The organism is Streptomyces angustmyceticus (assembly GCF_040701845.1).
Lineage (GTDB): Bacteria > Actinomycetota > Actinomycetes > Streptomycetales > Streptomycetaceae > Streptomyces > Streptomyces angustmyceticus_A.
In genome coordinates this window covers 29,874-45,487 of sequence record NZ_JBFBHQ010000017.1, presented here as the reverse complement: position 1 = coordinate 45,487, position 15,614 = coordinate 29,874, and the positions used below count along the sequence as shown (strand labels likewise).

20 protein-coding genes are annotated in these 15,614 nt (G+C 70.0%); 15 read left to right on the top strand and 5 right to left on the bottom strand.

The features are described from left to right. Positions 1-18: 18 nt before the first annotated feature. Entirely contained in the window at positions 19-675 is a 657-nt protein-coding gene (locus AB0411_RS27165; protein ID WP_366419899.1) for a pyridoxamine 5'-phosphate oxidase family protein, read from the bottom strand. A 332-nt stretch (positions 676-1,007) separates the two neighbouring features. Here AB0411_RS27165 and AB0411_RS27160 point away from each other — a divergent pair, with 332 nt between their 5' ends. Next, a complete protein-coding gene (locus AB0411_RS27160; RefSeq protein WP_366419898.1) occupies positions 1,008-1,862 on the top strand; it encodes an esterase/lipase family protein in 855 nt (284 codons plus the stop codon). 67 nt (positions 1,863-1,929) lie between these two features. Here the strand turns inward: AB0411_RS27160 and AB0411_RS27155 are convergent, their stop codons facing one another. From AB0411_RS27155 to AB0411_RS27145, 3 genes are all read right to left on the bottom strand, one after another. Next, entirely contained in the window at positions 1,930-2,517 is a 588-nt protein-coding gene (locus AB0411_RS27155; protein WP_366419897.1) for a TetR/AcrR family transcriptional regulator, read from the bottom strand. 309 nt (positions 2,518-2,826) lie between these two features. After that, a complete protein-coding gene (locus tag AB0411_RS27150) occupies positions 2,827-3,858 on the bottom strand; it encodes a lytic polysaccharide monooxygenase auxiliary activity family 9 protein (RefSeq protein WP_366419896.1) in 1,032 nt (343 codons plus the stop codon). Between the two features lie 625 nt (positions 3,859-4,483). Beyond that, a complete protein-coding gene (locus AB0411_RS27145) occupies positions 4,484-5,479 on the bottom strand; it encodes a pentapeptide repeat-containing protein (protein ID WP_366419895.1) in 996 nt (331 codons plus the stop codon). 261 nt (positions 5,480-5,740) lie between these two features. Here AB0411_RS27145 and AB0411_RS27140 point away from each other — a divergent pair, with 261 nt between their 5' ends. Both AB0411_RS27140 and AB0411_RS27135 read left to right on the top strand, forming a co-directional pair. Beyond that, positions 5,741-6,976 carry a helix-turn-helix domain-containing protein gene (locus AB0411_RS27140; RefSeq protein ID WP_366419894.1) on the top strand — a complete coding sequence of 412 codons (1,236 nt, stop codon included), beginning with the start codon at positions 5,741-5,743 and terminating at the stop codon, positions 6,974-6,976. Then, positions 6,958-7,536 carry a flavoprotein gene (locus AB0411_RS27135; protein WP_366419893.1) on the top strand — a complete coding sequence of 193 codons (579 nt, stop codon included), beginning with the start codon at positions 6,958-6,960 and terminating at the stop codon, positions 7,534-7,536. Before AB0411_RS27140 ends, AB0411_RS27135 begins: the two co-directional genes overlap by 19 nt. 215 nt (positions 7,537-7,751) lie before the next feature. On the opposite strand, the gene AB0411_RS27130 is transcribed toward AB0411_RS27135, so the two are convergent. After that, a complete protein-coding gene (locus tag AB0411_RS27130) occupies positions 7,752-8,135 on the bottom strand; it encodes a GntR family transcriptional regulator (protein WP_366419892.1) in 384 nt (127 codons plus the stop codon). Positions 8,136-8,684: 549 nt separating this feature from the next. On the opposite strand from AB0411_RS27130, the gene AB0411_RS27125 reads away from it, so the two are divergent. From AB0411_RS27125 to AB0411_RS27070, 12 genes are all read left to right on the top strand, one after another. Then, positions 8,685-9,137, top strand: coding sequence for a protein kilB (locus tag AB0411_RS27125; protein ID WP_366419891.1), 453 nt, complete (start codon positions 8,685-8,687; stop codon positions 9,135-9,137). Positions 9,138-9,230: 93 nt separating this feature from the next. Beyond that, positions 9,231-9,494: a DUF6284 family protein gene (locus tag AB0411_RS27120; RefSeq protein ID WP_366419890.1), complete on the top strand. Its 264-nt coding sequence runs from the start codon at positions 9,231-9,233 to the stop codon at positions 9,492-9,494. After that, complete coding sequence (locus AB0411_RS27115; RefSeq protein ID WP_366419889.1) at positions 9,491-10,030, top strand: hypothetical protein; 540 nt, start codon at positions 9,491-9,493, stop codon at positions 10,028-10,030. Before AB0411_RS27120 ends, AB0411_RS27115 begins: the two co-directional genes overlap by 4 nt. Next, positions 10,027-11,037, top strand: coding sequence for a DUF2637 domain-containing protein (locus AB0411_RS27110; protein ID WP_366419888.1), 1,011 nt, complete (start codon positions 10,027-10,029; stop codon positions 11,035-11,037). The genes AB0411_RS27115 and AB0411_RS27110 overlap by 4 nt, the downstream gene beginning before the upstream one ends. Next, positions 11,034-11,399 carry an RRQRL motif-containing zinc-binding protein gene (locus tag AB0411_RS27105; RefSeq protein ID WP_366419887.1) on the top strand — a complete coding sequence of 122 codons (366 nt, stop codon included), beginning with the start codon at positions 11,034-11,036 and terminating at the stop codon, positions 11,397-11,399. Before AB0411_RS27110 ends, AB0411_RS27105 begins: the two co-directional genes overlap by 4 nt. 32 nt (positions 11,400-11,431) lie before the next feature. Then, complete coding sequence (locus AB0411_RS27100) at positions 11,432-11,656, top strand: hypothetical protein (RefSeq protein WP_366419886.1); 225 nt, start codon at positions 11,432-11,434, stop codon at positions 11,654-11,656. Positions 11,657-11,765: 109 nt separating this feature from the next. After that, complete coding sequence (locus AB0411_RS27095) at positions 11,766-12,074, top strand: DUF6251 family protein (RefSeq protein WP_437043566.1); 309 nt, start codon at positions 11,766-11,768, stop codon at positions 12,072-12,074. 75 nt (positions 12,075-12,149) lie between these two features. After that, a complete protein-coding gene (locus AB0411_RS27090; RefSeq protein ID WP_366419884.1) occupies positions 12,150-12,323 on the top strand; it encodes a DUF6257 family protein in 174 nt (57 codons plus the stop codon). Between the two features lie 89 nt (positions 12,324-12,412). After that, entirely contained in the window at positions 12,413-14,494 is a 2,082-nt protein-coding gene (locus AB0411_RS27085; protein WP_366419883.1) for a cell division protein FtsK, read from the top strand. A 150-nt stretch (positions 14,495-14,644) separates the two neighbouring features. Beyond that, positions 14,645-14,929, top strand: coding sequence for a hypothetical protein (locus tag AB0411_RS27080; protein ID WP_366419882.1), 285 nt, complete (start codon positions 14,645-14,647; stop codon positions 14,927-14,929). Then, complete coding sequence (locus AB0411_RS27075) at positions 14,920-15,108, top strand: hypothetical protein (protein ID WP_366419881.1); 189 nt, start codon at positions 14,920-14,922, stop codon at positions 15,106-15,108. The genes AB0411_RS27080 and AB0411_RS27075 overlap by 10 nt, the downstream gene beginning before the upstream one ends. Positions 15,109-15,119: 11 nt before the next feature. Next, positions 15,120-15,569 (top strand): hypothetical protein, encoded by a 450-nt coding sequence (locus AB0411_RS27070; protein ID WP_366419880.1) that lies wholly within the window; start codon positions 15,120-15,122, stop codon positions 15,567-15,569. Positions 15,570-15,614 lie beyond the last annotated feature (45 nt).

The following is a 15,614-nucleotide window of genomic DNA, read 5'->3' as shown; positions in this document are numbered from 1 at the left end:
GGGCGTGCCCCTGGGGCCTCAGCCGTAGAGCTTCTTTGCGTACTCCGGGCCGTAGTGCCGCTCCAGCTCCTCCAGCGGCATGTCCTTGAGCTCGACGCCCTTGACGATCCGGGCCCGCGAGGGCAGGGCGTCGGGCTGCCAGGTCTCCGGGTTCCACAGCTCCGAGCGCAGGAACGCCTTGGAGCAGTGGTAGAAGACCTCCTCGACCTCCACCAGCAGCGCCAGTCGCGGGCGGTTGCCCTTCACGGTCAGCTCGTCGAAGAACGGGGCGTCGCGCAGCAGCCGGGCGCGGCCGTTGATCCGCAGGGTGTCACCGCGTCCCGGGACGAAGTAGTCCAGCCCGACATGCGGATTGCCGAGGATGTTCCTCATGCCGTCCAGGCGCTTGTTGCCGGGGCGGTCCGGGATCACCAGGGTGGTGTCGTCCAGGACGACGGTGAAGCCCGCCGGGTCGCCCTTGGGCGAGACGTCGCACCGGCCCTGCGCGTCCGCGGTGGCGATCACACAGAACGGCGAGCGGGCCAGCCACTTGCGGTCCAGGTCGTGCAGCCGGTGGCGGGTCTTGTGCGCCGCATGGGAGCTGGGCTCGCCGATCAGCTCGCGCAGCTCCCCCTCCGACGAAACCTCCACAAGGCCCGTCGGATCCGCTGTCCCCGCCGTCTCCCTCGGTGTCATCGGTGTCCCCCTCCTGTCCTTCGTGCCGCGGCCACTGGTCAAGACGCCGTCGGCGGTGATGTCACTGGTCAAGGCGTTGCCGACTGTACGGGACGGCTCCGGTCCCCGGCGGCCGTGACGTACGGAACCGGGCACAGGCACACGCCCGGCGCTTTTCCCCCGGACGTCCGGTGAGGGTCGTGTGCGGCTTCCTTCACCGTCACGCTGCTGGCACTCTCTGCTTACCCAGCCGTAACTTACTTTCCAGTCAACTGCGTTGGCCCTTGCGATCCGGATCGCGTGAACGGCTCACCGAGCACTTCGGAGTCCCCTCACCCCGCAAGGAGCATCGTATGAAGCTGCGCTGGTCCAGAACGCTCACCCTGCTTCCCGCCCTCGCCCTGGCCCTCGGTCTCACCGCCGCCACGCCCGCCGCTGCCGACTCCCCCACCGTCCGCAGCGGCTGGAACAACTACTCCTGCAAGCCGTCCGCCGACCACCCGCGCCCGGTGGTCCTGGTGCACGGCACCCTGGGCAACGCCGTCGACAACTGGCTCGGCCTCGCCCCCTATTTGGTGGCCCGCGGCTACTGCGTCTTCTCCCTGGACTACGGGCAGCTGCCCGGGGTCCCGTTCTTCCACGGGCTGGGGCCGATAGACGCCTCCGCCCAGCAGCTCGCCGACTACGTCGACCGGGTGCTGGCCGCCACCGGCACCTCGAAGGTCGACATCGTCGGCCACTCGCAGGGCGGGATGATGCCGCGGGTGTACATGAAGTTCCACGGCGGCGCGGGCAAGGTGAACGCGCTGGTCGGGCTGGCTCCCGACAACCACGGCACCGACCTGGACGGGCTGACCCGCCTGCTGCCCTACTTCCCCGGTGCCAAGCAGTACCTCGACAGGGCGACCCCGGGGCTGTCCGACCAGATCGTCGGCTCGGAGCTCCTCAACCGCCTCAACGAGGGCGGGGACACCGTTCCAGGGGTGCACTACACCGTGCTCGCGACCAAGTACGACGAGGTCGTCACCCCCTACCGGACGCAGTTCCTCAACGGCCCCGACGTGCACAACGTCGTGCTCCAGGACCTGTGCGCCCTCGACCTCTCCGAGCATGTGGCCATCGGCCTCGCCGACCGCGTCGCCTTCCACGAGACGGCCAACGCCCTCGACCCGGCGCACGCCACCCCGACCACCTGCGTGTCGGGCTGACCGGGAGCGGTCCGGCCCCGCCCGTGCGGGGGCCGGACCGTGCCGCGTACGGGCCGGGCCGCTGCCGTCAGCCGCCGGCCAGCAGGGCGTCGGTGCACTCCTCGGCCATGTCCTCGGCGTACTCGGGCAGGGGGGTGCCGCCGCGCAGATGGCGGCGCACCACGGACAGCGGGAGATCGATGACGGCGAGCGTCACCCGGTCCAGGCCCGGCCTGCCGTGCACCCCCAGGGCCCCCGCGAGCGCCGCCACCGCCGCGCGCACCCGGATGTTCCCCTCCTCCGCGCGGAGCAGATGCTCGTCGGACCAGTCCTCCCGCCCGAACTCCCCGGCCCCGTACAGCAGCAGCGCCGCCTCCGCCGGGTGTGCGCGGCTCCACGCCACGATGTGGCGGGCGGCCGCCCGGCCCCCGGTGCGCGGGTCGTCCGACGATTCCAGGGCCTCGAAGTAGCCCTCCTGGAAGCCCTCGACGGTACGCAGCCACACCTCGGCGAGCAGCGCCGTGCGGCCGGTGAAGCGGTGGTAGAGCGAGCCGCTGGGCGCGCCGACGGCCGCCGCGACCGCGGACATGGTGACGCCCGACGGGCCGGACTCGGCCGCCAGCCGTACGGCGGCGTCGAGGAGCTTCGAGGTGTCGAAGCGGGGTGGCCTGGCCATGTTCTAGAGGGTACTCTCCACTATATTGGAGATGTGCCTCTAGAACGAGGTGCCGGCCGGGTGCGGGAGGGGCGCGAGGAGGCACCCCGGCGTGCCGCGCCCTCGCCCCGCACGCCCGGCCCCGCCGTGGCCCGGGCGGGCGGCACCACCGTCCGCGGAAGGCCGGCCGGGTGCCTGTGCGCCCGCCGCACCACAGGGGAGTGCGGCGGGTGCGCGGCAGCACCGGCGCGGCGGCCGGAGGCAGGGCGGCGCCGCCCCCGGCCGACGGACGGGGACGGCGCCGCTTCCCGGGCGGTCCGGGCGCGGGGCTCAGCCGCGGTGCCGGGCCGCCCGGCGGCGGCCGGTGGTGAACAGCACCCCGGCGCCCAGGGCCAGGACGGCTGCGCCGCCGATGGCCAGCGGGGCGGTGGAGCCGTCACCACCGGTCTCCGCCAGCTGCTGCCCGTCGACCGGCTTGCCGCCGCCCTGCTGCCGCGGGGCGTTGCCGTCGGTCTTCGCGCTCCCGCCCGGCGCGGGGGCGTCGGCGTCCGCCGCCGTGACGGAACCGGTGTGCCCCGGCGCGACGGCGTCGGTGCGGGCGCCCGTCCCGCTGCCCCCGTGGTGGTGTTGGCTCATGTCCATCGACGACTTGCCGGCGGCCGCCGCGAGCTGACGGTCGGTCGGCGCCGAGGCGGTGGGCGCGGACTTCGCGGCGGAGTTCCCCCCGCCCTTGCCGAAGACCACGTCCGAGCAGGTGTAGAACGCCTCCGGGCTGTCCGACCGCTGCCAGATGCTGTAGATCAGGTGGCGCCCGGACCGCGCCGGCACCTTCCCGTCGAAGACGTACTCCCCGTTGACGAGCTTCGGGTCGGTGACCTTCGCGAACGGCTTCGACTCCAGGTCGGACCACTTCAACGGCTTGGCCGGGTCATAGCTGCTCTTGGTGAGGTACAGCTCGAAGTACCCCTTGTGGGGCGCGGTGGCCTTGTAGTGGAAGGTGTGCTTCCCCGCCCGCATCGTGGACGAGGGCCAGTCGGCGCGGGGCAGGTCGAGGCCCTTGTACTCGGGGTTGTTGGCGCTGCACAGCTTGCCGTTGGGGATCCGCGTCTTGGACCGGCCGCCGGCGTCGCCGTCCCGTACGCCGTTCCAGTCGTAGAACGCCTGGGTGCCGCCGGCCCGCACGGCCGCCTTGCACGCCGCGGACTTCGGGCTCTCCGGCCCCTCGGCGAAACAGGCCGACACCCGGCTGACCGGGTCCGTCATCGAACCGTGCGCGGCGGCCGGGCTCGCGGTGAGCACGGTCAGCGCGAGCGGGCCGATGCCGGCCAGTGCGATCCCGGTGGCCTTGCGACGAGCGGTCATCGTGGGGGTCTCCTTCAGTCGTTGCGTCGAGCGGGTCGGGCGGCGGCACAGCGGTGGGGGGTCGGAACACGGACCACGACGCCGTCCCCCGGTGGCGGCGCCGACGGCCCCCGGTGCCGCCTCACGAGAAGCACGCTAGCCCCGCTGAACAGCGCATTTGCCGCCGAACGGCGGTTGCCGAGGATCTTTATGGCGGGCTTAAGGAGCGGCTAAGCGGGGGCACAGGAAGAGGGGGGCGAAAGGGGCGCCACGACCAGGAGTTGAGTCGCCGGCCGTCCGTGACGGTCCGCGTCGGTTCACAGGGATTCGCCTGCTTTGGCTCCCGGTTTGGCTCCCCGGGGGCGCCCTGTCTGGCTCCCCGCGCGTCTCGCCGACGCCGGCTCCTGGCAACCGAAAGCGAGATCCCCGGACACTCCCGCCCAGACTCTTCGCTCTGTCGGCTCGATCTCGACGTCTGCTGGCCTGCGCCCCACCCTCCGCGGGTGGGGTGCGCTAGGCGAGCTTGCCGTCATCGTGCGGGTATCCCCGCCCCCACTCATATTTCGACGGCTGACGCAGTCCAGGGCGCTGAATTGTCCGCAGGAGACTCGGGACGGTGGGCCACAGGTGGTCGCCGAGCCTGAACTCAACTATCGACCTCAGCCCCTTCTAGATCAACATGGGTGGCACCTTCGAATGATGTGGATGAGATGTGCGCTCGCGTGAATTTGGCGCCCGACAGGAACGCATTGTGGAATGAAGAGCCGATAATGTCGGCACCCTCAAGGATTGCGCCTTCGAGCTGTGCTTCCCTGAGGTCTGTCTTCCTCAAGATCGCGCCACTCATGTCGGTTCGTACCATGTTGGCTTTCGCGAGACTCAAGCCTGAAAGTCGAGCGCCTTTTAGGTTGGCGCCGCCTAGCTTTGCCCCTTCCAAGTTCGCACCATTAAGACGGACATTCGGCAATCGTGCATTCGATAGAGTGGCGCCTTGAAGGTTGGATTCGGAAAGGTCTATGTGGAACTCTTCCTGTCGTTCGGGGCGCCTGCCCAGTACCGACATTGCTGCCTGCACATCATCCGGGACGCGCCGGATCGGGCGCCCGAGAACCTCTTCGACACTCTTCTCGAAATCTTCATCCCGGTCGAATTTTTCACCCCGATGATTTTCTGGGCGTGCGCGTTCTCGCACGAAAGCTGCGAGCACTTCGACCACGGTAGAATGATCTTTCTCGCTATCTCTCATGATGCGCTCTAGTGAGTAGATGCCTCCGAGGCGTTCGGTCAGGCTTCCAGAGCCGAGCAATTTGATTCCTTCAACAAAGCGCTCGGTGACTTGCCCCTCGCGTGTCAGTTCGGCCTGCTCTCGGTCTTTATCTCGCGTGTGCTCGAAAAGGCGCTCCGTCTGGCGGTGGCTTTTGTGCGTATACCAGAGCCCGAGTGCCGCAACGGTGCCGGCCCCAAGGGCGACGAGAGTGGTGCGGAATCCGGTGATCACGACACCGTCGGCGGGCTGAAGGTCGTGTTCGCGCAGGTGGCTGCCGTCGATCCACCAGGGGCCGCGCCAGAGTAGGAGGGCGTAGGCGATGAGCAGGATGGCCACGGCAGCGGTAACCACGAGGCGTTTGGTGCGTGCACTCATGAGTTCAGCTTGTCAGTCGCAGGCGCGGCGGACTGCGAATGGCGGGTCTAGGAGGTGGACTTGAGGTTGGAGCCCTGGCTCCCCCGGGCGCCCTGCGCGATGCTCGGTGAGACCTGAAGTGGGACCCGGACACTTCGTCCGGGGACCCTCATTCTTGGAGCTTCATGCTTCGTTCAGCAGCACGCCAGCGATGACTACGGCTGGCCGCATTAGCCGCTTTGTACCGTGAAGCAAGCCCCCAATCCGCAGGAGGCAGCACCCATGCGTGGTCTTGGAGATCACCTCAGCATCGGCGAACGGATCGCGTTCTACCGGAAGCGTCGTGGCTACACGCAACCAGTGCTGGCCGGACTGGTCGGCCGTAGCACTGACTGGCTCGCGAAGATTGAGACGGGCCGTCGGAACCCACCGCGCATCGACATGCTCGCGGAACTCGCGCGCATCTTGCGAGTGCCGCTCGGAGACCTGCTCGGTCAAACCGTGCTCGTGGAGGGTGAACGCCAGCAGGACGATGTTCCGGCCGTCCGTGATGCGCTCATGAGTCCACGCCGACTCTCGCGTCTTCTCTTCGGCCCGGAGGTCGAAGTGCAGCTCCCGACGCCTGCCCCCGTGGCGGTGCAGGTGGAACACGCGTGGAACGACTACCAGGGCGGCCGGCTCGGTAGCGTCATCGCGGTGCTTCCCGGGCTACTCCAGACAGCACACGAGCTGGAAGACCGCGCGACGCGACGAGGGGACGACCGCCGAGACTGCTGGGCGGTCTCGGCCCGCGCGCACCACCTCGCTGCTACGACGCTTGCGAAGATCGGCGAATCGGATATCTCGTGGCTGGCGGCTGAGCGTGCCATGCGTGCTGCGGACGAGTCCGATGACCCGCTCGTACTCACCTCGGCTGCGCGATCTGGAACACATGCCTTGCTCGCGAACGGTCGCTATGACGACGCACTGGAACTGGGCAACACGGCAGCCGCTTGGCTGTCATCGCGGGTATCAGACAACGACCCTGCCGCGCTCAGCTTGCTCGGGATGATCCACCTACGCGCCGCTGTCGCGGCAGCGCGGCATCAGGATCGCCCGACCGCCACGGCTCTACTCAGTCGTGCCGAGACTCTCGCGTGCGACCTCGGATCGGACGAGAACTACTGGCAGACAGGCTTTGGTCCCACGAACGTGTTGCTGCATCGTCTGTCCGTGGAGCTGGACCTCGACAACATCTCGTACGTGGTTGAGCACGGTCGTATCGACGTGGACCACATGCCGCAGGAACGCAGCGTTTCGCACCGGATCGACTACGCCCGTGCCCTTTCGTTGGCGGGGCTGGGAGATGAGGCGTTCGAGTCGTTGCGTACGGCCGAACGAACATCCCCACAGCTTGTACGCAACAATCCCAGGGTGCGCGAGACACTGCGGGACCTGATCAAACAGTCTCCCGTCACCGGTGGCTCCCGCTCGTCCGAAGTGTTCGTGATGGCTCAACGGTGCAGGGCGGTGCAGTGAAACCAGGTAGTCGGGGTGTACTCGGAGTTGTGGGGTCGGCGGCTGGCGGGGTCGAGGCGCTGCGTACCGGCCTTGTCGAACCTGCGATGCAACGCGGGTGGCAAGTGGCGGTGACGCTGACGCCGACCGCCGGGCGCTGGCTACGGATGAATGGCGAACTAGCGCGGCTGGAAGAGGTGACTGGCCTGCCTGTACGGGATGAGCCGCGGTTCCCCGGTGAAGCGCGACCGCATCCGCCGGTCGCCTGCTACGTAGTCGCCCCGGCGTCGGCCAATACGGTCGCAAAGCTGGCTACTGGCCTCATGGACAACCAGGCGCTCACCCAGGTTGGTGAGGCAATCGGCACCATCGGTTTGCCCGTCGTTGTCTTCCCTCGCGTGAACGCTGCGCACGCGCGCCACCCGGCGTGGAAGCGCCATATCGGCGACCTGCGCGAGGGGGGTGTTTACTTCGTCCAGGGGCCGGAGGTCTGGCCCTTGTGCGAGCCGCGGGAGGCGCCATCAGGGCGAGAGCTTCCGTGGTCGGCCGTACTGAACGCAGTGGACCTTGCAGTGAAGTGAAGAAGCATCAACTTCCATGCCTGCCAAGACTAGGGACCCGGACACTTTGTCCGGGTCCTCTGGCGTCTGGGGCCACATGCTCGTTGTCATGACGCGGATCCATGAGCGAAGCGGCCAATTGGGCGACCTTTCCCCCTCGGAACTCGCCCTGGTCAGGGCGAGTTTGAGAGAAGCGCACACCAAGGCCGAGCAGCTCCTGGGGCGCACAGACGCACTCATTGAGCGGGCGGAGTCTCGTCTCCCACGACTCGTTCGAGACGATCCAGGCGCTCACCAAGCAGGCGGAGTGCGTCATGGATCGAGTTGAGCTCCTCCGCGAGAGCTGTGTAGGCCGGGCTGCTGCCCGGCTCAGTTCCGAGCGGGACTGATGGGTCACGAACGAACGTGCCACGGCCCTGCTGGCTGAGTACCAAGCCTTCATCGCGCAGTTGGTTGTAGGCGCTCTGCACTGTCACGAGCTGAACACCGAGCTCCTTGGCGAGCTGTCGTGCGGCCGGCAGGCGAGAGCCCGCCTCGCGCTCGCCGTTCGCGATCTCTTTTCGGTACCTCGCGGCAATGTCCTTGGCTGTCGGCTTGTGCGCATGCGAGCTGGGATCCATGGCCCCGAGCGTAACTGGACCTAGGTCAATCTCGGAGATTCTGCGGGAGCCGCTTGACAGCCAGATTGACTTAGGTCAATCTGAAGTCACGCCCGGAGGCCCCGGTGAAGGGGGTCGAAGGAAGCGGTCGTTGCTTGAGAACTGAACAGCGTGATCCACCACCGCAACACCGTCCGTGATGACACCGGCCGGAGGTGAGTGGAGACCCGTCGGCCAGGGCGCTGCACTTCGCGGTGTCTTGGGCGAGCCCCGTGATCCACCAGCGGCACATTCCTGCGTGGGGAGGGCGAGCTGCAGAACTCGCCGACGCAAAAGAACGACGCGGCATCACCTTTCGTCGCCACGACGTCCAGGAGGGGACTCCCCGGATCGAGCACCGCCCGCGTCCATGCGAGACCCGCGGTCCCTGGCAGGGGCCACCACGTTCCGCCAACTCCGCAGCGCGTTCGCGCTGCGGCCGGTTGCCTCCTCCGCCCGTCCGGCGCCCTGTGCGCTGTACGGGCGGGGCTGAGGGGAGCCGGATCGTCCGGCCCCGAGAGGGGGAGTTCGATGGAGATCGCTGCCGCCGTTGTCGCGGTCATCGGCACCGTGCTGGGTGCCGGTGTCGTCGGTGTCCAGCAGTATTCCGCGGCCAGGTCGCAACGCCGTGAGGCGCTGCGGGATCAGGCCCTGAAGGCCCTGACCGAGCTGAGCGCCGCGTTGGCCGACCACCGCCGCGCGATGTGGGTGCGCGAGGACCTGCGGCTGTCCGGCGCGGCGCCGGCTGAGGTTGCTGCCGCCCGCGAGGCCAGCCACGTCACCCGGTCCGCCGTCACCGCCCCGCAGATCGCTCTGACGACGCTGCTGCCGCAAGTTCGCGGCGAGGTGGACGCCGCTGTGCGCGCCACGTACGACATGCGCGGCGCCTCGAACGCTGCAGCCCTGGCGTCCTTGCGGGAGTCGGCTGTGGATGCGGCCGATGCCCTGGCCGGTACGGCGGCACGCGTCCTGCCCCGTCCCTGACTGATCAACCACCCATAACGGCCCGCACCCCCCGGAGTAGCCGCTCCAGGGGGTGCCTTCGGGCCGCCCACCGTCGAAGGAGAACACGACCCGATGAAGAACATCGTTGCACTTCAGACGCTCGTTACCAGCACCCCGCCCGTCGGCGGACCGACGGGCGCGGAGCTGGACGCGATCGAGGCGGAGATGCCGCTCATCTCGGCGGAGGTCGAGCTGCTGGACGTACAGATCAGCGTGCTGGACCGACCGGTCACCGAGCTGGACGCGCGGCGGCTGCGCCGGGCCCGCCGAAAGGTCCTGGCCGCCCGCCGAGACCTGCTCAACCGCAACGCCGCGCAGAACGGGGGCGCGGCATGATCCGCATCATCACCCGCACCCGCCTTACCGCCCTCCAGCAGGAGACCGACCAGGCCCGGGAGCGCACACGGGAGGTGCAGGCGGCTGCGGATGCCGCCTACGCCCGCCACGTACGTACCGCCGACGGCCTGAGTGCCGAGGCGGTCGCCGCCCACCTCGACGCCGTCACGGCTCGCGCCCACGCCGAGGATCTGGCCAAGGTGCTGGAACGGACCCAGGCGGAGTTGGTGCAGACCCAGGGCACGGTGGCTGAGCAGGCCGCGCGGATCGAGGAGCTGGGCGCTCCGGCTCCAGCGGATGCGTCCATGGTGCTGCTGCTCCACTACGGCGAGCCCCACAGCATCCACCCCGACAAGCCGGCCGCCTACGCCTACGCGGCCACCCTGGGAGTGCCGCTGAACGGCTGGGTCTCGGTGGGTGAACGCCCCGTGGCGGAGCTGCGGTGGGTGTGCACGCCGTTCATCTACGACGCCGGCCGCGACCACTTCCGCAGCGTCGCCGCCCCCGCGGTCGAGCCGTTGGGGGGTGCGGCGTGAACGGTGTTCAAGTGCGTTCAGCCGAGAAGGCGTTGTCCGCCGGTACGTGGCTGATCGTGGGTGGCGCGATGCTCTTCTCGGTCCTGACCGTCACCCCGCTCATGGCCTCACATACCCCGGGCGGGTGGGTGTGGACGGCGCCGATCCTGCCCCTGGTGGTGGACGCCGCGGTCGTCATCGTGGTGCGCCTGGACTCGGTGCTGGCCCGCCTGGGCGGGCACGGTGGCCGGTGGCCCATCGCCCTGCGGTGGATGACCGGCGCCATGACCCTGGCCCTGAACATCGCCGACTCCGCCCTCAACAAAGACCTGGTCGGAGTGGCCGTCCACGCGGTCGCGCCGCTGCTGCTGATCGTCACGGCAGAGACCGGACTGGCCTACCGCCGCGCCATCACCCGCGCCGTGACCGCCCTGGAGGACAAGCAGCAGGCCGAGCGCGAGCGCCGGGAGAAGGCCGTGCGCGAGCGTGAGAACGCTGCCCGCCGGGAGCGGGCCGAGGAGCGGGAGCACGCTGCCGCTCTGGCGCGTGAACAGCGCGACCATGAGGCCCAGCTCCTCCGTGAACAGGCCGAGCGTGAAGAGCGTCTCCGGCGTGAGGAGCGTGAGCAGGCGGCCGCCCGGGAGCGGGCGGAGCGGGAGGCTCGTGAACGCCGTGAACGCGAGCGTGAACAGGCGCAGCGCGAGCGTGAACAGCGTGAACGCCAGGCCGCTGAACGCTCCGAGCGTGAGCGCCGTGAGCGGGCCACGGCCCGGGAGCGTGAACAGCGCGAGCGCGAGGAGCGGGCCGAGCGTGAACGCTCGGCGCTCCTGTCCCGCGGCCCGGCCGAGGAGAAGCTGCCCGAGGACGAAGCCCGCACACTGATCGCCGCGGCGTTCGCCGCCGGGCTGCCGGTGCGGGCCGCATCCGAGCTGTGCGGCTGGTCGGTCGGCTGGGTCTCCACCCGCTACGCCGAGCAGCGCCAGCCCGGCGACGCCGGGCGCGCTGACCTCGCCCTCACCGCCCCGTGACCGGCCCGGCCGGCCGCGAACCCTGCGGCATTCCCACCTATCCCTGGCGCCTGGCCCCGGACGGGCTGGCCACCCGCCGCCAACTGCGCGCCCTCGGGCTGCGGCCGGGTGGTCAGCCGGTGGTCGCACAGCTTGAGCGGCGCCGACGCCGTCGCGGGCCGCTGGTGGCCTACCTCTACCTGATCGACGCCGCCCGCCCGGTCCGGCCCATGACGCCGGGCCGGTGGGCGGCACTGGAGCGGGCGAACCTCGCCCGCCGCACCTGCCCCAACTGCCGCCGCGACGCCGGGTACTGCATCCCGCGCTCCCTCGGCATGTGCACCCCCTGCGCCTACCCCGACGACGGACAGCGCGCTGCCTGACCTGCCTCTTCCTGTTGAAAGGACCCTCCGAGATGGGCCTGTACGACCGGATCATGAGCGCCACCAACGACCCGTCGAACGCGCTGAAGGTGAACGCCGCGGCGCAGAGTGCGGCCCGGCTCGCCACCGACGCCGGGCACCCCGGCCTTGCCGTGGCTGCCGCTGCGGGCGCCGCGCTGTTCGCCGCGGCCGACAGCGTGATGCACGCCCCCAAGGCCACCGACGGCCCCTACGCCACGTTCGACACCGACGACTGACCAGCAGCGATTGAAGGAGGTCAGCGTGTCCACTCCGCGCCGCTACCAGTTCGACAACTCCCCCGTCCCGCGCAACCCGCAACAGCTGCCCGTCTACCGGCCCGAGCCGATCGGCACGCCAGCCGACTACGAGCAGCCGCAGGTGATCGTCCAGCACATCCACCAGGCCCCGCCGGACCGCACCGTTCAGCGCATCGCCCTCGGTGCCGGTGCCGGGGGCGGTGCCGTCGCCGCGGGCGTGTACTTCGGCCCGCTGCTGGTCGGCTCCCTGACCGCCATCGCCGCCAACCTCGCCCTCCTCGCCTTCATCGCCGCCGTCGGCGCGTGGGGCGTGGTGACTGTCGTGCGGTCGGTCGGCGGGCCGGACGGCAAGGCCGCCGCTCAGAACCTGCGCAAGGCACGGCGCAAGCGCGGCTGACGGCTGCCCAGACGCGCCCGGCCGCCGGCCGGGCGCGGTGGGGAGCTGGACAGTCCGGCTCCGGAATGGAGCGTCATGGCCGCCGAACCGCCGCTGACCGCCGCCGAGAAAGCCAAGGTCGCACTGCTGACCGCCCGCATGTGCAAGCGCTCCCTCGCGGGTGAGCACGTCCACCTCGGCGATCTTCAGCGCAAGGTCGACCGAGTCCTGGACGACGCCCGCAAGCGCCAGGCCAAGACCACGAAGTAGCTGCACCCCGGGGCGGCCGATGGCTGCCAGGCGAACCGACCGCCCCGGGCCTGCCCATCCCCGCACGATGCGAAGACAGGACGTACAGCATGACCGACACCACCGCACCCCCGACGCACCTGCGCGCCGTACCGGACACCCCCGACCCCGACGAGACCCCGGCCGCACCCGCGGCGGTCGACAACCCCAAGCTGCCCGCACCGGGCGTGGTCAGCGAGAAGCGCAAGCCGGTGCTCGCCGGGTGGCTGACCAACCGCCGCGACTTCCTGGCCACCGCCCGCCACGCCGGCGCCAACCTCGGCTACGCCTCCCTCTTCCACGGCGTCCGCCTGCCCGTCTACGCCGCGCGCCTGACCGGCATGGCCCCGCGCGGGACCTGCCGGTTCATCGCCACCACCAACCGGTGGATCTGGGACCGTGAAGCGGCCCCGCTGCGGGCTTTCGCGGTGCAGACAGAGGACGTCGAGGAGTACATGCGCCTGGCCCGCCTGCGGGCCGGACGCGTCCGCCTGCGCGGCCTGGTCACCCTCGTCGCCCTGGTCTTCGGTCTCGGGTTCGCCCTGTGGCTCTACGTCATGGCCCCCGCCCTGCTGTACGCGTTCGGGGCGGGCGGGGTGCTGCTGCTGGGCATGGCCGGCCAGCAGCCCGACGCCCCCGTCGTCGGCCCCGCCGTGCTGAAGACCGAGGTGCAGAAGCTCACCGGGTCGATCGTGCTGCGGGGGCTGGACTCGATCGGCAACGCGAAGATCTCCGCCGCCATCAAGAAGGGCGGCGACATGAACGGCATGCGCTTCACCAGCGAAATCGTGCGCGACGGCCCCGGCTACCGCGCCGATCTCGACCTGCCCTACGGCGTCACGCCCGAGGACATCATGGAGGCCCGCAAGCCCCTCGCCTCCGGCCTGCGCCGCAAGGTCGGCTGCGTCTGGCCCGCCCCCGACCCCACCGAGCACGAAGGACGCCTGGTCCTTTGGGTCGGCGACAAGCCGATGAACGAGACCACCAAACCGGCCTGGCCGCTGCTCAAAGCCGGTCAGGTGGACCTGTTCAAGCCGGTGGTGTTCGGCAACGACCAGCGCATGCGCGACGTCGCCGTAACGCTCATGTTCGCGGCCGTCGTGGTCGGCTCCATCCCCCGCATGGGCAAGACGTTCCTGATGCGACTGTTCCTGCTCATCGCCGCCCTCGACCCGCGGGCCGAGCTGCACGCGTTCGACTTCAAGGGCACCGGCGACTTCGGTGCGCTGGAGCCCGTCTGCCATCGCTACCGGGCCGGGGAAGAGGACGACGACATTGAGTACGTCCTCGACTCGCTGCGGGAGCTGAAGGAGGAGCTGCGGCGCCGGGCGAAGGTCATCAAGAACCTGCCCACCTCCCGCTGCCCGGAGTCGAAGGTGACCCCCGAACTGGCCAACGACCGCTCGTTGGGGCTGCATCCGATCGTGGCCGGCTTCGACGAGTGCCAGGTGCCGTTCGAGCACGACGAGCACGGCAAGGAGATCGAGGCGATCTGCACCGACCTGGTCAAGCGCGGCCCCGCGCTGGGCATCGTGACGCTGTTCGGAACGCAGCGCCCGGACGCGAAGTCGCTGCCCACCGGCATCAGTGCGAACGCGGTGCTGCGGTTCTGCCTGAAGGTGATGGGCCAGCCCGCCAACGACATGGTCCTGGGCACGTCGATGTACAAGGCCGGGTACCGGGCCACCATGTTCTCCCGCTCCGACCGCGGCATCTGCTGGATGGCCGGCGAGGGCGATGACCCCCGCATCGTCGCCAGCGCGTTCGTCGACGCCGTCGCGGCCGGGACGGTGGTGGCGCGGGCGCGCAAGCTGCGCGAGGAGTACGGCAACGTCACCGGCCACTCCATCGGCCAGGCCCCCGAGCAGACCACCGGCGCGGACATCCTCACCGACGTGCTCGCCGTCGTCCCCGCCGACGAGAAGGCCGTGTGGTGCGAGCGCATCGCCACCCGCCTCGCCGCCCTGCGGCCGGAGACGTACGAGGGGTGGAAGGGCGAGAACGTCACCGCGGCGCTGAAGCCCTGGGGCATCAAGCCGGGCCAGGTCTGGGGCCAGACCGACGGCGGCGAAGGCAAGAACCGCCGCGGCATCGAGCGGGCCGACATCACCGCCGCGATTACCCGCCGTGATGCCGATCGGGCTGCGGCCTGACCCCAGCAGCACTGCTAGACCTAGCAGCCCGCGCTGCTAGGTCTAGCACCCTCGCTAGCACCCCATAGGGCCTGTGAGCAGGCACCTAGCGTCTAGCGCCCCACCTGGCACAACCCCCGAAAACCACCCTGGAACGGGAGTTGACCCCGCATGCTCCTCGCTAGCTCCGCACTGCTGCTCCTCGCCATCGGCGGCTACGCAGCGTTGTGCGCCCTCCAGCCGTTCGGCACCTGCCGCACGTGCCGCGGCCTCGGCTACCGCCTCCGCCGCAGCCGCACCGGCGACTTCAAGCGCGGCAAGCCGTGCCGCCGTTGCCGCACCCACGGCAAGCGCCTGCGCCTCGGCCGCCGCCTGCACCGCCAAGCCTGCCGCCTGCACCACGACGGCACCCGCACCCGCTCCACCGACCGCAAGGAGTCCCTGCCGTGGCAATAACGCTCTCCCTCGTCGTCATCCTCGGCGTCCTGCTCGCCCTGCTGATCCGCTACAAGTCCCTCGGCCTCGGCGCCGCGCTGGTGGCCGTCCTCTTCGGCTTCTACCTCGCCGACACCGGCGCCCGCCACACCATCAACGACCTCACCACCGCCATCGCACACGCCATCACCGGCCACTGAGGAGAACCGCCATGACCCTCAACCCCGACGAGATCGTGACCGTGGAACTGGACTGCCCCGGCTGGACCACCCCGTACGCCCGCGACATCACCCGCCGCCAGCTCGGCGAACTGCTCCTACAGCTCGACGACATGGCCGACGCGGAACCCGCCCTCCCGCAGTGGCCGACCCCGGAGCAGGCCTACCTCAACGCCCCCAGCCTCACCAGCGAAAGCGAGTGGGCCCAGCGCACCGCCAACGAGTCTCCGGAAGAACTCGACCGGGACTGGTACCTGCGGCACGCCGCGTTGCTGGACCGCATCGCCCTGCGCGAGGAGACCGACGGACCGGCCGGCGCCGCCACGGAAGAAGCCGAAGCCACCGGCATCGTCCTTCAGGATCTCGACGACTCCTGGGCCGTCTGCGCCCCGCGCCACTACGTCCGCCAGCAGTACGCCCTGTGGGCCGCTGACCAGCCCTAGGCCCCGCAGGCAACAGCAAGCAAAGCCCAGGGCGGCCGCACGTCT

What these genes read in the sequence shown, in the direction of transcription:
- AB0411_RS27165 (WP_366419899.1), bottom strand. Translation starts at nt 675, where the DNA reads ATGACACCGAGGGAGACGGCGGGGACAGCGGATCCGACGGGCCTTGTG.
- AB0411_RS27085 (WP_366419883.1), top strand. Translation starts at nt 12,413, where the DNA reads ATGACCGACACCACCGCACCCCCGACGCACCTGCGCGCCGTACCGGAC.
- AB0411_RS27115 (WP_366419889.1), top strand. Translation starts at nt 9,491, where the DNA reads ATGATCCGCATCATCACCCGCACCCGCCTTACCGCCCTCCAGCAGGAG.
- AB0411_RS27125 (WP_366419891.1), top strand. Translation starts at nt 8,685, where the DNA reads ATGGAGATCGCTGCCGCCGTTGTCGCGGTCATCGGCACCGTGCTGGGT.
- AB0411_RS27145 (WP_366419895.1), bottom strand. Translation starts at nt 5,479, where the DNA reads ATGAGTGCACGCACCAAACGCCTCGTGGTTACCGCTGCCGTGGCCATC.
- AB0411_RS27120 (WP_366419890.1), top strand. Translation starts at nt 9,231, where the DNA reads ATGAAGAACATCGTTGCACTTCAGACGCTCGTTACCAGCACCCCGCCC.
- AB0411_RS27160 (WP_366419898.1), top strand. Translation starts at nt 1,008, where the DNA reads ATGAAGCTGCGCTGGTCCAGAACGCTCACCCTGCTTCCCGCCCTCGCC.
- AB0411_RS27100 (WP_366419886.1), top strand. Translation starts at nt 11,432, where the DNA reads ATGGGCCTGTACGACCGGATCATGAGCGCCACCAACGACCCGTCGAAC.
- AB0411_RS27080 (WP_366419882.1), top strand. Translation starts at nt 14,645, where the DNA reads ATGCTCCTCGCTAGCTCCGCACTGCTGCTCCTCGCCATCGGCGGCTAC.
- AB0411_RS27130 (WP_366419892.1), bottom strand. Translation starts at nt 8,135, where the DNA reads ATGGATCCCAGCTCGCATGCGCACAAGCCGACAGCCAAGGACATTGCC.
- AB0411_RS27140 (WP_366419894.1), top strand. Translation starts at nt 5,741, where the DNA reads ATGCGTGGTCTTGGAGATCACCTCAGCATCGGCGAACGGATCGCGTTC.
- AB0411_RS27090 (WP_366419884.1), top strand. Translation starts at nt 12,150, where the DNA reads ATGGCCGCCGAACCGCCGCTGACCGCCGCCGAGAAAGCCAAGGTCGCA.
- AB0411_RS27070 (WP_366419880.1), top strand. Translation starts at nt 15,120, where the DNA reads ATGACCCTCAACCCCGACGAGATCGTGACCGTGGAACTGGACTGCCCC.
- AB0411_RS27155 (WP_366419897.1), bottom strand. Translation starts at nt 2,517, where the DNA reads ATGGCCAGGCCACCCCGCTTCGACACCTCGAAGCTCCTCGACGCCGCC.
- AB0411_RS27150 (WP_366419896.1), bottom strand. Translation starts at nt 3,858, where the DNA reads ATGACCGCTCGTCGCAAGGCCACCGGGATCGCACTGGCCGGCATCGGC.